Below are 16,751 nucleotides of genomic sequence, written 5' to 3' on the forward strand. Positions count from 1 at the left end.
GAGAGTCGGTCGCCGCCAACCTTTTTTACAACCCCACGCCCCCCGCCCGCTCTCACCAGCCCGCGGGGGGCGTGCTGGTTTTAGAGGCGCGGCCAAAATCATGGTTGTGAATGAGCAGTAGAAAATTCTCTTCGTCTTTGGTATTGATTGATAATTATATTCCTAAAGTGGCAATTATTGTTTCGGGGCCTCTAGCTAGCCCCCGTCCCTTGATAGGAACGGGGTTTAATGTGGGCCCAACTGGAATTAAACCCTTTGTTATCTAAAGCTCTCTAAAACGGCCTTGAATGTGATTCAAGGCCGTTTTAGGTATGACATCGCCTCCGACATTCCTCTTTATTGTTTTAGAACCTGGTACTACAGCGGTATTAACCTGCAACTTGACTTCGTAACTAATTACTCTTGTGAAAGCTCAATAAGTTACCCAAAACCAGAACTGAAGAAGTAGTAGTCTTTGCCAGTACAGTCATTTAGAAAAATGCACTCGCCTGAGCTCAAAACAGCTTTGTCGTTTCTGAGTAAGAGAAGCACAGGTATAGTTGGCTGCAGGGCGAGCTCAGGCTATAGAGCACTGTGAGAATCCTATCGGTTTGAGCAAACAGGAGCAATTTAGTGACCAACGCGTAATGCAAGAGTTTTTCAACCTGATGTTAGCTCGACTGAAGTTGAAAATGGGGTAAGGGGCCTGCTGGCGATTCTGCTCTTCAATAGCAATAAATGGGGTAGGTTTCGTGAACTAGTGGGCCACTTTATGCAGCAGCGACACGGTCAAGAACGTTACTTGGAAGATGCACAGCGGCAGCACTAACCGGAGGTGGTAGTAACTCAGTCGGTGCAATCTAAATGAACGGGCTGGGCTCTATCGCGCGGATGTCGTTTCTTTTCCACATAGGAGGTGGGCACTTCGTTTTACCCGATACGAGCATATGGGTATATCGTCAAATCCATCCACTGGTCAGCTGATTCGAGAGACCAAGCCATTGACCAGACGTCTCATTGTTGCCTGCAATAATTGCAGGGCTCTCCTATTCAAATTTCTGAACAACACCCGTGCTAATATCCTACAACAAGATGTCAAAGGGCAGCACGGAGCCGATGCCGCGAAATTCTACATTTGTAGACAGCCCTATTTCTAAGGTTGTGTGAATGAGCCCCTGCCCTATCGGCCATTAATGCCCCTCTGGCGTGCATCGGAGAAAGAAGACGAACCTAACGGCACCACGAAGCAATTAATTAAGCCCTGCTGAACCTCAAGGCAATGAAAACAAGCTCTTTTCTTTCCTTGAATATTAAGTTATGTTGGGCCAGCCTGCTCATTGTTTCTGTACTGATTTATCATTCAGCCTCCGCGCAACAATTGCAGGCAGCAAACTTAAAATGTATATATCAAAATAGGCCCTTGGGCGTGCAGAGCCCCACTCCGGTTCTGAACTGGGAGCTAGATACCTACCGCCGCAACGTGGTGCAGACGGCCTATCGCATTCTGGTTGCCGACAGCCCGAAGCAGTTAAGCCAAAACAAGGGCAATGTCTGGGATTCGGGCAAGGTCATGGCTGGCGCTTCCATCCAAATAAGCTACGCCGGCCGGCCGCTGGAGCCGGCCAAAGCCTATTATTGGAAAGTAAAAATCTGGGACAACCAAGCCGCGGAATCGTCATGGTCGGCGCCGGCCGAGTGGCAAATGGGCCTGCTGGCACCACAGGACTGGCGTGGGGCCCAATGGATAGCCTACGAGCAACTCCCGACCGAGCGGGTGGCCGTATTACCCGTCGACGGCAAGAAAGATACCTATACTGAAAATAACGTGCTGCCGCTATTGCGGAAACAATTCACTGCGAAAAAGCGACTGGCCAAAGCATTTATCTTTATCAGCGGGCTCGGACACTTTGAGTTGCTGCTCAACGGGCAGAAGGTGGGCAGCCACTTCCTCGACCCGGGCTGGACCAAGTACGATAAGCAGGCCCAGTACGTCGCCTTTGACGTCACGCGCCTGCTCAAGCGTGGCCCGAACGCACTGGGCGTGCTGCTCGGCAACGGCTTCTACTACGTGCCACCGGTGAAGGAGCGCTACCGCAAACTCAAGGCAGCTTTCGGGTACCCAAAGCTGATTTGCCGCCTAGCACTTGAGTATGCCGACGGCTCGCGGGAGGACATCGTGAGCGACCCCACCTGGAAAACGGCGGCCGGGCCCATAGTCTTTTCCAGCATCTACGGCGGCGAGGACTACAATGCCACCCTCGAACAGGCCGGCTGGGCCACGGCAGGGTTCAACGACCAGCAATGGCGGCCCGTCATCGTGGTAGATGGTCCACCCGAACTGCTCTCCCAGCAGCAGGAGCCGCTCCAGACCTTTGATATTTTCAAGCCCCGAAGCATCAAGGTGGCCCAACCGGGAAAGTGGGTGTACGACTTCGGCCAGAACGCCTCGGGCATAGTGGAGCTGCAGGTGAAAGGGCGCCGGGGCGACACCGTGCGCATTGCGCCGGCTGAGCTGCTGGCAGCCGACCACACAATTACCCAGAAGAATATCGGGCGCGGGTACTACTTCACTTACGTGCTGAAAGGCAACGGAGTGGAAACCTGGTGCCCCCGCTTCAGTTACTACGGGTTCCGCTACGCGCAGGTAACCGGCGGAGTGCCCCAAGGTCAGCCTAATCCGACTGGACAGCCGGAAATCATCAGTCTCAAAGCGCTGCACACCCGCAACGCCGCAGCGCGTGTGGGCGCTTTCTCGTGCTCCAACGACTTGCTCAATCGTACCAATAAACTGATTGATTGGTCCATTAAGAGCAACCTGGCGAGTGTGTTTACCGACTGCCCGCACCGCGAGAAGCTGGGCTGGCTGGAAGAAACCCACCTGATGGGCAGCTCGATGCGTTACAACTACGACATTGCCACGCTGTGCCGCAAGACCCTGCTTGACATGCGCGCCTCGCAGCTCGCCGATGGGCTGGTGCCTGAAATCGCGCCAGAGTACGTGAAGTTTGAGTGGGGCGGCGACATGTTCCGCGACTCGCCTGAGTGGGGTAGCGCCAGCATTATTCTGCCCTGGTACCTCTACCAGTGGTACGGCGACCACCAGGCGCTGGTCGAGAACTACCCCATGATGCAGCGGTACGTGGCATACCTCGGCACCAAGGCCGAGGGCCACATCCTCAGCCAGGGGCTGGGCGACTGGTACGACCTCGGCCCCAAACCGCCGGGCGTGTCGCAGCTCACGCCCATGGGCGTGACGGGCACAGCTACCTACCACTACGACCTGGGCATCCTGGCGCAGGTGGCGCGCCTGCTGGGCAAGACCGACGAGGCCGTAGCCTACGAAAACCGGGCAATCGAAGTAAAAAAGGCTTTCAATGCCAAGTTCTTCAACACTACTACCAAGCAGTACGCCACCGGCAGTCAGGCCGCTAACGCCATGGCCGTGTACATGGACCTAGTGGCACCGGCCGACAAAGCAGCCGTGGTGGAAAACATTGTGCAGGACATTCGCAGCCGAAATAATAGCCTCACGGCTGGCGACATCGGCTACCGCTACCTGCTGCGGGTGCTCGAAGACGAAGGCCGCTCCGACGTCATTTTTGACATGAACAGCCGGGCCGACGTGCCAGGCTATGGCTACCAATTGGCCAAGGGCGCTACGGCGCTTACGGAATCGTGGGCGGCGCTGCCATCAGTGTCAAACAACCACCTGATGCTGGGACATCTAATGGAATGGCTTTACAGTGGGCTGGCGGGAATTCGGCCCGCTGAGGGGTCGGTGGCCTTCAACAAAATAGACATTCGGCCCGAGCCCGTGGGCGACGTGACCAGCGCCCAGGCCAGCTACCACTCGCCCTACGGGCTGATTGCCAGTGCCTGGAAAAAGACGGACAGCACCTTCGATTTGACGGTGACGATACCGGCCAATACCACTGCTACCATTTACCTGCCCGCCCCCGCGGACGCCCGCATCACCGAAGGCAACAAGCCGCTGGCGCAGCACCCAGAACTGCAGCTGCTGGGTAGCGAAGGTGATAATGCGCGCGTGAAGGCCGGCTCTGGCACCTACCATTTTGTGGTCAGCTTAAACTAGCTTTTTATGAAATTGAAACTCTCCTGCCTTTTATTACTCGCATGCTTGGGTTACGTGCCGGGGTGGGCACAAAAGGCCAAGCCGAAAGAAGTGCCGGCCGCCGTGATGCAAAAGGTGTACGAGGAAGTGAAAACTCCGCATAAGTACGGCCTGGTGCTTGTCACCGACGACAACAAGAAGAAGATGGACTGCCCGAGCGTGTTCCGCAAAAATGGGCAATGGTATATGACCTACATCATCTACGACGGGCGCGGCTACGAAACCTGGCTGGCCCAGAGCAAAGACCTGCTGAAGTGGGAAACCAAGGGCAAAATCATGGCTTTTACCGACACCACGGACTGGGACACCAACCAGAAAGCCGGCTACGTGGCCCTGCAGGACACCAAATGGGGCGGCAGCTACGAGTGGCAGCCCTACCAGGGCAAGTACTGGATGTCGTACTTCGGTGGCAACTCCCGGGGCTACGAGAAAGGCCTGCTGTCCATCGGCATGGCTTACACCGACAAGGACCCATCCTCCGTGCACCAGTGGCAGCGCCTGCCCCAGCCCCTGCTGAAAGCCACCGACCCGGACGTGCGCTGGTGGGAAAACCACACCATCTACAAAAGCTCCGTCATCTGGGACAAGACCAAGCTCACCGGCCACCCCTTCGTGATGTACTACAACGCCAACGGCGACAGCCTCAACGCCAAGCGTGGGGCCGAGCGCATCGGCATGGCCGTATCGGATGACATGACGCATTGGAAGCGCTACCTGCGCAATCCTGTGCTCAACCACCACACCGGCATCACGGGCGATGCCTATGTGCAGAAGATGGACAACGGCCTGTGGGTGATGTTCTACTTCGGCGCATTTTACCCCGGCGTGAAAGGTGCCGTGAACCGCTTCGCCTGCTCCTACGACCTCAAGAACTGGACCGACTGGACGGGCGCTAACCTCATTGAGCCCTCTGAGCCCTACGACGAGCTATTTGCCCACAAGTCCTTCGTGGTGAAGCACAAGGGCGTGGTATATCACTACTACTGCGCCGTTAACAAGCCCGACCAACGCGGCATCGCCGTGGCCACGTCCAAGGACTTAGGCAAGAGTGGCCTGACGTTCATCGCGCCACCGGTAAAAAAGCCCAAAACCAACACCCCTCCTGCTCCCAAAGCCTCATCCAACTAAGCACGCGCCGCCTGGCGAAGAAGCCAAGAAGGGCTAAGCCCCGCCGTAGAACTCTCCTTGATATGACCCGAATCTACTACCTCTGCCTGCTCATGCTGTTCGGCGCATCCGCGGTCGCGGAAGTGCCGCCCACGGGCCGGGTGGTTGCCGACTTCAACCCAGGCTGGAAGTTTTACCTCGGCGATAACGAGCAAGCCAAAGCGGCGCAGTTCAACGATGCCAGCTGGCGCAAGCTCTCGCTGCCGCACGACTGGAGCATCGAAGGCAAATTCGACGAGAAAAACCCGGCCAAACCCGAAGGTGGCGGCCTGCCCACCGGCATTGGTTGGTACCGCAAGACATTTACGCTGCCCGCTAGGAAGGGCCGGAGCGTGTTCATCGAGTTCGACGGCGTGTACCAGCACAGCGAAGTGTGGCTAAACGGCCACTCGCTGGGCAAGCGTCCCAACGGCTACATCTCCTTCCGCTACGAGTTGACGCGCTACCTGCAGCCGGCCGGCCAACCCAATGTGCTGGCGGTGCGTGTCGACAACTCGGCCCAGCCGAACTCTCGCTGGTACACAGGTTCGGGCATTTACCGCAACGTGCGGCTGGTGACCACGCTACCAGTGGCCGTAGACCACTGGGGCACGTTTGTAACCACCCCAAAAGTGAGTGCGCAAGCGGCCACCGTGAGCGTGCAAACTACCCTCCGCAACACCTCCGGCCAGCGCCAAACCGTGCGGCTGGTCACCAGCATTCTCGATGCCAGCGGCCGCAAGGTGGCCGAAACCACCGCGTCGGCGGTAGCGGTAACGGGCACCACAGCCAGCACTACGCAACAACTCAGCCTGCAGCACCCCGTTCTCTGGTCGCCGGCCAAGCCCTATCTCTACCGTGTGGTGACGGAGGTGCGGCGCGGCCCGACGCTGGAAGACCGCTACGAAACACCGCTGGGCGTGCGCAGCTTCCAGTTTGATGCCGCCAGCGGCTTCTCACTTAATGGTGCGCCACTGCGCATTCTGGGCGTGTGCCAGCACCACGATTTGGGCGCGTTGGGCGCGGCAGTGAACACCCGCGCCATGGAACGGCAGCTGGAACTGCTGAAGACCATGGGCTGCAACGCCATCCGGACGGCCCACAACCCACCAGCCACGGAGTTTCTGGATTTGTGCGATAAGATGGGCTTTCTGGTGATGGATGAGGCCTTTGACATGTGGCAGAAAAAGAAAAACGGCCAAGACTACCACCTCGATTTCAAACAGTGGCACCAGCGGGACTTAGAAGACCAGATTCGGCGCGACCGCAACCACCCGAGCGTGTTTATCTGGAGCATCGGCAACGAAATCCGGGAGCAGTTCGACAGTACCGGCGTGCGGCTCACGAAGGAACTGACTGCCACCGTGAAGCGCCTCGACCCGACCCGACCCGTAACGTCAGCTCTGACGGAGCAGGAGCCGGCCAAGAACTTCATCAGCCAAGCTGGTGTGCTCGATGTCTTAAGCTTCAATTACAAGCACGCGGATTACCCCGAACTACCCAAGCGCTTTCCCGGCCAGAAATTTCTGGCCACCGAAATCGCCGCGGCTTACGAAACGCGCGGGCACTACGACATGCCCTCCGACAGCCTACGCGTGTGGCCCAAGGACGGAAAAACCAAGCTGACTACCGGCAACTCCGACTTCACCGCTTCCAGCTACGACAACGCGGCCCCCTACTGGGGTACCACCCACGAAAAGGCCTGGCGCGCCGTCAAGAACAGCCCTTTTATCAGCGGAGCATTTGTCTGGTCAGGCTTTGACTATCTGGGTGAACCCCTGCCCTACCCCTGGCCCGCTCGCAGTTCCTACTTCGGCATTCTGGACCTAGCCGGCTTCCCCAAAGACATCTATTATATGTACCAGAGCGAGTGGACGGATAAGCCCGTGCTGCACCTGTTGCCGCACTGGAACTGGACTCCCGGCCAAACCGTGGACGTGTGGGCCTACTATAACAACGCCGACGAAGTGGAGCTGCTGCTCAATGGCAAGTCATTGGGTACGCGCAAGAAGCAGCCCGATGACCTGCATGTGATGTGGCGCGTGCCTTACACCCCCGGCACCCTGCAAGCGGTATCGCGCAAAGGCGGCCAAACCGTGCTGACGCGTACGATAAGAACCGCTGGCCCTGCCGCCAAAATCGAGCTTACAGCCGACCGTAACAAGCTGCGCGCCGACTCCAAAGACCTTTCCTTCGTCACCGTGCGCGTGCTGGACGCGGCCGGCAACCCGGTGCCCGACGCCGCCCACCTAGTACGCTTCTCAGTAAGCGGACCGGGCTTGATTGCCGGGGTAGACAACGGCTATCAAGCCAGCTTGGAGTCATTTAAAGCCGACTCGCGCAAGGCCTACAACGGGATGGCGCTAGCCATTATCCAGACCACCGCCAAGGCTGGCCAAATCACGCTTAACGCCACCGCCGACGGCCTCGCCCCAGCTACAGTGACGCTCACCAGCAACTAACTCCGCGCCATGCTTTTCCAACGTCCGCTTCATCATGTCAACAGTTTCTCACCAGCCGCTGCCGTGGCCCGGTGGCTGAAATCAGTGGCCGTAGCGGCATTGCTGGTAGTAGCTACCGGGGCTCACGCCCAGGAAGCCAGCGTGTATTTCTTCCCTGGTGTTTCAAACCTGCCCAAAGTCTACGCTGGCGAAGCCGATGGCTGGGAAATCCCGCAAATAACCGAGCTCAATCGGGAGCCGGCCCGCGCCACGGCCTATTCTTTTGCCAGTGAAAAAGACGCCCTGATTGGCAACCGCGACAAGACGCCGCGCCTGCTTTCACTTAATGGCTTGTGGGACTTCAGCTTTGCCTTGAAGCCAGCTGATGCGCCCAAGGATTTCTATAAAAGCCGGGTAAGGGGCTGGAAGCAGCTGGCTGTGCCGGCCAACTGGGAGATGAACGGCTACGACCAGCCCATCTACAAAAGCGCCAAGTACCCGTTTCGGCCCGTGAACCCGCCGTTTGTGCCGCAGGACTACAACGGCGTGGGCTCCTACCAGCGCACGTTCACGGTGCCCGCAGGCTGGCAGGCACAGAACGTGACTTTGCATTTCGGTGGCGTCAGCTCGGCGTTTAAGGTGTGGGTGAACGGTAAGTTCCTGGGCTACGGCGAGGACAGCTGCCTTCCGTCGGAGTTCAACGTGTCGCCGTATTTGCAGGCGGGCGAGAATATCGTATCGGTGCAGGTGATGCGCTGGTCCGATGGCTCCTACCTGGAAGACCAGGACCACTGGCGGCTGAGCGGCATCTTCCGCGAGGTGCTGCTGATGGCCGAGCCCAAGCTGCGCATTGCCGACTTTCACTGGCAGGCCAAGCTCGACAAGCAGTATAAAGACGCGGTGCTGAGCATCCGCCCGCGTTTGGAAAACCTGACGGGCAACAACGACATTTCCGGCTACCAGCTGCGCGCCCAGCTCTATGATAAGCAAGGGGCACCTGTACTGGCAAAACCGATGCAGCGTACGGCCGAATCCATCATCAACGAGCCCTACCCGCGGCTGGACAACGCCAAGTTCGGACTGTTGGAAACCACCATTCGCAACCCGGCCAAGTGGAGCGACGAAGCGCCTAACCTCTACACGCTGGTACTCACGCTCACCGACAAAGCCGGCACCGTGCTCGAAGCCAAGAGCTGCAAAGTGGGGTTTCGCACCATTGAGTTCTCCAAGGATAATGGCAAGCTGCTCATCAACGGCAAGCTCACCTACCTCTACGGCGTGAACCGGCACGACCACCATCCCACTAAGGGCATGGCCGTGTCGCGCGAGGACATCCGGGAAGATGTGCGTACACTCAAGCAGTTCAATTTCAACTGCATTCGCACCAGCCACTACCCCAACGACCCGTACTTCTACGACCTCTGCGACGAGTACGGTATCCTAGTTATCGACGAAGCCAACCTGGAGACTCACGGCTTGGGCTCCAAGCTCAGCAACGACCCCAGCTGGACGTCGGCCTACGTGGCGCGCAGCACGCGCATGGCCCTGCGCGACAAAAACCACCCCAGCATCATTTTCTGGAGCCTGGGCAATGAGTCGGGTCGCGGGCCTAACCACGCCGCTATGGCTGCCTGGCTGCACGATTTCGACATCACCCGGCCCATCCACTACGAGCCGGCCATGGGCGACCCGCACGTGGAAGGCTACATTGACCCTTCGGACCCGAACTACCCAAAAAATCACGCCTACCGAATCCAAACCACGCGGGACCAGGCTTATGTAGACATGGTGAGCCGCATGTACCCCGGCCTGTTCACGGCTGAGCTACTGGCGAATCAGCAGAACGGCGACAACCGGCCCATTTTCTTCTGCGAGTACGCCCACTCCATGGGCAACGCCACCGGCAACATGAAGGAGTTCTGGGACACTTGGCGGGCCACCAAGCGCATTATTGGCGGGTGCATTTGGGAATTCAAAGACCAAGGCCTGCTGAAAAAGGATTCCACCGGCACGGCCTTCTATGCCTACGGCGGCGACTTCGGCGAGAAGTATTACGACGACTTCACTATTAAGGGCATCGTGGCCTCGGATGGTCGGCCCCACGCCGCCCTCTACGAGTGCAAGCGGGTATACCAGCCGGCCGAATGCACCTTGGTAGACGCCACCAAAGGCCTGCTGAAAATCAGCAACCGACACGCTCTGAAATCTTTGCAGGACTACGCACTTACCCTCATCGTGCGGGCCGATGGCAAGGCAGTGACGACCAAGCAGCTGCCCCGCCTGGCCCTGGCGGCGGGCCGCGACACAGTTATCAGCCTTAAGTCGTTTCTCCCGAAAATGAAGCCGGGCACCGAGTACCTGGCCGATATTCACTTTACGCTGCCGCAAGCCAGCGCCTGGGCTGCAGCAGGCCACGAAGTAGCCACCAACCAGTTTGCCCTTACTGGGCTGGCGCAGCCGCAACGGGCGGCCGCCAAAGAGCCGGCCGTTGCAGTTCGTGACGAAGCAAAATTCTACGTACTCAGCGGCAAGGATTTTCAAGTCGCCATTGATAAAATCACCGGCGCGCTTACGTCCTACCGCTGGCGCGGCATCGAGCAGATGGCAGCCCCACTCCTGCCCCACTTCACCCGCCCGCTCACCGACAACGACCGCCGCGGCTGGAAAGCCGATAAGAAGCTGAAGGAATGGTTCGCAGCCGAGCCCAAGCTGCAAAGCCTGACCCTCAACCAGTCCAACCCCAGCCAACCCAGCCTCAACAGCGTCTACACCCTCATCGATGGCAAAACCACCGTGCGCGTAGTGTACACGCTCAACGGCGATGGCACGCTCAAGGTGGACTATGCTCTTACGCCGGGCGCCGGCCTGCCCAACATCCCAAAGGTGGGAATGCAAATGGGCATCCGGCGGGCCTACGACCGCATCAGCTACTACGGGCGCGGGCCGATGGAAAACTACATCGACCGCCGCTACGGGTTTGATGCAGGTATCTTCACGCAGCCACTGGCCGAATTTGCCGATTCCTACGTAGTGCCCATGGAGTACGCCAACCGCACCGATGTGCGCTGGATGCAGCTCACCGGCCCACAGAATACGGGCCTGCTGGTGGTAGCCGACAGCTTGCTTAGCATGAGCGCCTGGCCCCACACCGAGGCCAATATTCAGCAGGCCCGGCACACCAACAAGCTCAAGGACGCTGGATACCTGACCCTCAACATCGACCTAGTCCAGATGGGCGTGGGAGGCAATACCAGTTGGGACGCCCAAGCCGCCCCCATCGACCAGTACCAGCTGCCGGCTAAGCCCTACGCCTACAGCTTCTACCTGCGGCCTGTGGATGGCAAGAAAACCGACCCCAGCGCGCTGGCCCGTACTGTGAAGTTTGGTAAGAAAACCCCTTCCGTTACTCCGGCGGCGCCCGGCGGCAAAGTTGGCAAACTCTGATATGTTCACCTGTCCCACTCCTTCTCTTCTTTGGCGTCGCCTGCTCCTTAGCCTGGCGGGGATGGTAGCCATGACCGCGGCCCAGGCCCAGGCGCCGGTTCTTGACCTGCAAGCAGCCTTCCAGAACCCGCCCGAGGCGGCGAAGCCGTGGGTGTTCTGGTATTGGATGAACGCCGCCGTGACGGCCGAGGGCATCACCGCCGACCTTGAAGCCATGAAGGAGGCTGGCATTGGCGGGGCTTACCTAATGCCGATTAAGGGCGTGGAAAACCCGCCGGCCATCTCGCCACCTGCGGTTCAACTCTCGCCGCAATGGTGGAAGATGGTGCGCCACTCCATGCAGGAAGCCGACCGGCTGGGCCTTAAGCTAGCAATACACTTCAGCGACGGCTTTGCGCTGGGTGGCGGGCCGTGGATAACGCCGGAACTGTCGATGCAACACGTAGTATCAGCTCAAACCCAAGTGACGGGTAGCAAAAAGCTCCGCTTGGCGCTGCCCCAGCCACCCACGGTGCAGGGGTACTACCGCGACATTGCTGTGTACGCCTACCCCACGCCCAATGGCGGTGGAGTGACTACCTACAGCATTAAGCCCCAGATAAGCAGCAGCCTCAAAGGCGAAAACCTTGACCGACTGGCTACTGCAGGTAATAAGGCCGGTTTTAAGACTAGTGAGCCAGGATGGATTCAATACGCCTTCGACCAGCCCTTTACTTGCCGTTCCATCCGTATCAAATCCAGTGGCTATAACTACCAGGCCCACCGCCTGCGGGTAGAAGCGAGCAACGACGGCCGCACCTTCCGGGCCGTGGCGCGCTTGCAGCCGCCCCGCAGCGGCTGGCAGGACTCCAGTGCCGTAACGCACGCTCTGCCAGCCACCACGGCCCGGTTTTTCCGTTTTGCCTACGACCCCGCCGGCTCGGAACCCGGTGCCGAAGACCTGGACGCGGCCAAGTGGAAACAGTCATTGAAAGTGTCGGAAATTCAGCTTTCAAGCGAGGCCCGAATTCACCAGTTTGAGGGCAAAAACGGCGACGTATGGCGCGTGAGCGAGCGCACCACCGCGGCTCAGGTGCCCGATGTACAGTGCGTGCCGTTGGGGAAGGTTATTAACCTCAGCGACAAGCTAAACGCCAGCGGCCAGCTTAACTGGACGGCTCCGCCCGGCCGCTGGACCATCCTGCGCATGGGCCATACCTCCACCGGCCAGGTCAATACCACTGGCGGCGGGGGCCGCGGCCTGGAGTGCGATAAATTTAGCCCGGAAGCTGTCACACTGCAGTTTGACAAGTGGTTTGGCGAGGCCGTGCGGCAGGGCGGGCCAGAACTGGCCGCGCGCGTACTCAAGGTCTTTCACGTCGACAGCTGGGAGTGCGGCTCGCAGAACTGGTCGAAGAATTTTGCGGTTGAGTTTCAACAGCGGCGCGGCTACGACCTGCTGCCTTATCTGCCGGTGCTGGCCGGCGTGCCGCTGCAAAGTGCCGATGTTTCGGAGCGGGTGCTGTTCGATGTGCGCACAACCATCGCGGAGCTGGTCAACGACAAGTTTTACGGGACGCTGAAGGAGCTAGCACACGCCCAAGGCTGCTCGTTTTCGGCCGAAGCCATCGCGCCGACCATGGTGAGTGATGGCCTCCTGCACTACAAAAACGTGGACGTGCCCATGGGCGAGTTCTGGCTGCGCAGCCCCACCCACGACAAGCCCAACGACATGCTCGACGCCATTTCGGGCGCGCACATCTATGGCAAGAACATCATCCAAGCCGAAGCCTTTACCGAGCTGAAGCTGGCTTGGGACGAGCACCCCGGCATGCTCAAAGCCCTGCAGGACCGCAACTACGCGCTGGGCGTCAACCGCATGGTGTACCACGTGTTTGTGCACAATCCCTGGCTTGACCGGCGGCCGGGCATGACGCTAAGCGGCATCGGCCTTTTTTTTCAGCGCGACCAAACCTGGTGGAAGCCCGGCCGCGCCTGGGTCGACTACGCCCGCCGCTGCCAGGCCCTGCTGCAGCTTGGCCGCCCGGTAGTAGACGTGGCCGTGTTCACCGGTGAAGAAACTCCAAGCCGGGCCGTGCTGCCTGATAGGTTAGTGGCAGAGTTGCCCGGCATTTTCGGGCCGCAAATGGTCGCTAGCGAGCGCAAGCGCCTCGCCAATGTGGGCCTGCCCATGCGGGAGCTGCCCGAGAAAGTCTCGGCCTCAGCCAACATGGCCACGGCCGAAACGCTGGTCGACCCGCTTCACGGCTACGCCTACGACTCCTTCAATAAGGATGCGCTGCTGAACCTCGCCACTGTGCGCTACGGACGCATCCTACTGCCGGGAGGAGCTAGTTATGGTGTTCTTGTGGTGCCAGGCGCACAAAAAATGAACCTCGATAGCAGTTCCATGTCACCGGCAGTTGCCAAGCGTTTACACGAACTGGTGCAAGCGGGAGCCACCATTCTGTTTAATCGTCAGCCCAACCACTCGCCGGGATTGCAGGATTTCCCAAATGCTGATAATGTGGTGCAGCGAGAATCATATAAGATTTTGAGTCTCGCCGGCTTGCCAACTGATTCTAATGTGGCAAACCGCCCCGCGAAATTGGTGTATACTGGTCAGCATAAGATTGAGCCATTCGTTAATGAGAGTAAAGTTCGTGTAATGCACGGGCCTTTCACGGCCGATTCTTTTGCCGCTTTGGGCCTGGAGCGAGACGTAACGGCCAGCCTCGCCAACGGACAGCAAGCGCCGAGCATCGCCTGGAATCATCGCACGGACGCGCAGTTCGACATCTACTTTATCTCGAACCAGCTCGATTCGGCCCGCACCATCAACCTGTCGTTGCGCGTAGCCGGGCGCCGCCCGGAGCTGTGGGATGCCGTGACCGGCGAAACCTACCCCGCCCGCGAGTGGCAGACGGCTAATGGCCGGACCAGCCTGCCGGTTCACCTCGACCGCAACGGCTCGATATTCGTGGTGTTCCGGGAGTCAATCACCACGCAGGCCGAGCACACCGGCACTAACTGGCTGGAAACACGGACGGTGCAAACGCTCAGCGGCCCGTGGCAAGTCCGCTTCGATGCCAAAATGGGCGGACCGGCTCAGCCCGTCGCCTTCAGCCAACTCACCGATTGGAGCAAGCACACCGACACGGGCATTCGCAATTACTCGGGTACGGCAGAATACACCCAAACCTTCCGCTGGAAGCCTGCCAAGCGCGCGCGGCAACGCGTGTGGTTGGAGTTGGGCCAACTGGCCAACCTCGCGGAGGTGCAGTTGAACGGCAAAGCCTGTGGCATTTCTTGGACCGCCCCCTACCGCATCGACATCACGGAGGCCGTCAAAAAAGGTGACAACCAACTCCGCATTCTCGTGACCAACACCTGGGCCAACCGTCTCATTGGCGACCGAGCCTTGCCGGCGGAGCAGCGGCTGACAAACACCACCGCGCCTTCGCCGGCCGCCAACAAACCGCTGCTACCGGCAGGCTTGCTGGGTCCGGTAAGCATCAGCACCAGCGCTCAACCGCAGTATTCCCGCTCCAAATAACAGTCTTATGAACGTGTCAATCAGCAAATTTGGACTCGGCTTGCTGTGCCTGAGTTTTGCGGCTCCAAGCCTGCATGCCCAGCAAAAAGCCCTGGTAAACACCTCCAGCAGCACCCACGCCAAGTTGAGCAGCGTGGACATGGGCAGCGTGGCCTGGACCACCGGCTTCTGGGCCGACCGGTTCGATGTATGCCAAAAATCCATGATTCCGACCATGTGGGCGCTTTATCACAGCGACCGCAACCATGCTTATAAGAACTTTGAGATTGCCGCCGGGCTGGCCAAAGGTGAGCACAAGGGTCCTCCCTTTCACGATGGTGACTTCTTCAAGCTCCTGGAAGCCGTGGCTGCTTCCTACGCTGTGACCCACGACCCCAAGCTTGACCAGCAGCTTGATGAAGCCATTGCATTAATTGCCAAGGTGCAGCGGCCCGATGGCTACCTCAGCACCCATAGCACCATTGCCGAGCTGAATAATCCGGGTCAGAAGGCGGCGTTCAAGAACCGGCTGAATTTCGAGACCTATAACCTGGGCCATCTCATGACGGCGGCCTGCGTGCACTACCGCGCCACGGGCAAGACCACCATGCTCGACCTGGCTCGCAAGTCCACCGATTACCTCTATAATTTCTACAAAAAAGCCTCTCCCGAACTGGCGCGCAACGCTATTTGTCCCTCGCACTACATGGGCGTAGTGGAAATGTACCGCACCACCCGTGACCCGCGCTACCTGGAGCTAGCCAAGAGCCTTATTGACATTCGCGGGCTGGTGGCCGAAGTGGGCACCGACGACAACCAGGACCGCATTCCGTTCCGCCAGATGCAGCAGGCCGGCGGCCACGCCGTGCGCGCCAACTACCTCTTCGCCGGTGCCGCCGACGTGTACGCCGAAACCGGCGACGCCACTCTGCTCACCACCCTCAACCGCATGTGGGACGACGTGACGCAGCGCAAAATGTACGTCACGGGCGCCTGCGGGGCCCTGTACGACGGCGTCTCGCCCGACGGCACGGCCTACAAGCCCGACACGGTGCAGAAAATCCACCAGGCCTATGGGCGCGACTACCAGCTGCCCAACTTCACGGCCCACGGCGAAACCTGCGCCAACATTGGCAACGTGCTCTGGAACTGGCGCATGCTGCAAGTAAGCGGCAACGCCAAGTACGCCGACGTGCTCGAAACCGCCTTGTACAACAGCGTGCTGTCCGGTATCAGCCTCGACGGCCAACGGTTTTTGTATACCAACCCGCTGGCGTATTCCGATGCGCTGCCGTTTCAGCAGCGGTGGTCGAAGGACCGGGTCGATTACATCAGCCTATCCAACTGCTGCCCGCCTAACGTGGTGCGCACCATTGCCGAAGTCAACAACTACATGTACAGCACCTCCGACAAAGGCCTGTGGGTTAACCTGTACGGCGGCAACAAACTGAGCACCAAGCTCCGAAACGGCGCGGCACTAAGCTTGAACCAAGAAACCAACTATCCTTGGGATGGCAACGTGAAATTGACGCTGGATGAGGCCCCAAAGAAGCCATTCTCGATGTTTCTGCGCGTGCCGGCATGGTGCGATGGTGCCACGCTGCTTGTTAATGGCAAGCCAATCGTCGCTACGCTCACACCCGGGACCTATGCCGAAATAAACCGCTCGTGGAAGAAGGGCGACCGGGTAGAACTGCAACTGCCGATGCCCGCGCAACTGCTCGAAGCCAACCCGCTGGTGGAAGAAACCCGCAACCAAGTTGCTGTGAAGCGCGGCCCCATTGTGTACTGCCTTGAAACTAAAGACTTCCCAGCCAACCAAAAGATTTCGGCCCTCACTCTGCCCGCCACGGCCAGCCTGCAACCCAAACCGGTTACCATTGGCGGCAGCCAAATGATGAGCCTTACCGGCCATGGTACCCTAGCGCCGGAGGCGCAATGGGGCTCGCAGTTGTACCGCAAGCTCCCGGCCCAACAGCCCACGCCAGTGCCCGTGACACTCATCCCCTACTACGCCTGGGGCAACCGCGGGCATTCGGATATGGAAGTGTGGATACCGGTGAGCAGATAATTGAACAATGTAGAGACGCCACAC

The 16,751-nt window shown here is 59.1% G+C and carries 6 protein-coding genes; all 6 read left to right on the forward strand.

From position 1 onward, the window contains the following. Window positions 1–1,405 precede the first annotated feature (1,405 nt). Window positions 1,406–4,072, forward strand: a complete 2,667-nt coding sequence (locus tag ACP7AJ_RS18935) for a family 78 glycoside hydrolase catalytic domain (RefSeq protein WP_426061767.1) — start codon at window positions 1,406–1,408, stop codon at window positions 4,070–4,072. A gap of 6 nt (window positions 4,073–4,078) precedes the next feature. Then, window positions 4,079–5,239, forward strand: a complete 1,161-nt coding sequence (locus tag ACP7AJ_RS18940) for a glycosylase (protein ID WP_426061768.1) — start codon at window positions 4,079–4,081, stop codon at window positions 5,237–5,239. A 62-nt stretch (window positions 5,240–5,301) separates the two neighbouring features. Beyond that, window positions 5,302–7,719: a beta-galactosidase GalB gene (galB, locus tag ACP7AJ_RS18945; RefSeq protein ID WP_426061769.1), complete on the forward strand. Its 2,418-nt coding sequence runs from the start codon at window positions 5,302–5,304 to the stop codon at window positions 7,717–7,719. Between the two features lie 9 nt (window positions 7,720–7,728). Continuing rightward, window positions 7,729–11,142, forward strand: coding sequence for a glycoside hydrolase family 2 TIM barrel-domain containing protein (locus tag ACP7AJ_RS18950; RefSeq protein ID WP_426061770.1), 3,414 nt, complete (start codon window positions 7,729–7,731; stop codon window positions 11,140–11,142). 1 nt (window position 11,143) lies between these two features. Then, the gene (locus ACP7AJ_RS18955) at window positions 11,144–14,677 is read left to right on the forward strand and encodes a glycosyl hydrolase (RefSeq protein WP_426061771.1); all 3,534 of its coding nucleotides are present in this window, start codon (window positions 11,144–11,146) and stop codon (window positions 14,675–14,677) included. A 7-nt stretch (window positions 14,678–14,684) separates the two neighbouring features. Continuing rightward, window positions 14,685–16,727 (forward strand): aceric acid hydrolase, encoded by a 2,043-nt coding sequence (locus ACP7AJ_RS18960; RefSeq protein WP_426061772.1) that lies wholly within the window; start codon window positions 14,685–14,687, stop codon window positions 16,725–16,727. Window positions 16,728–16,751: the final 24 nt, after the last annotated feature.

The organism is Hymenobacter sp. B1770 (genome assembly GCF_049896385.1).
Lineage (GTDB): Bacteria > Bacteroidota > Bacteroidia > Cytophagales > Hymenobacteraceae > Hymenobacter.

What these genes read in the sequence shown, in the direction of transcription:
- ACP7AJ_RS18940 (WP_426061768.1), top strand. Translation starts at nt 4,079, where the DNA reads ATGAAATTGAAACTCTCCTGCCTTTTATTACTCGCATGCTTGGGTTAC.
- galB (WP_426061769.1), top strand. Translation starts at nt 5,302, where the DNA reads ATGACCCGAATCTACTACCTCTGCCTGCTCATGCTGTTCGGCGCATCC.
- ACP7AJ_RS18950 (WP_426061770.1), top strand. Translation starts at nt 7,729, where the DNA reads ATGCTTTTCCAACGTCCGCTTCATCATGTCAACAGTTTCTCACCAGCC.
- ACP7AJ_RS18955 (WP_426061771.1), top strand. Translation starts at nt 11,144, where the DNA reads ATGTTCACCTGTCCCACTCCTTCTCTTCTTTGGCGTCGCCTGCTCCTT.
- ACP7AJ_RS18960 (WP_426061772.1), top strand. Translation starts at nt 14,685, where the DNA reads ATGAACGTGTCAATCAGCAAATTTGGACTCGGCTTGCTGTGCCTGAGT.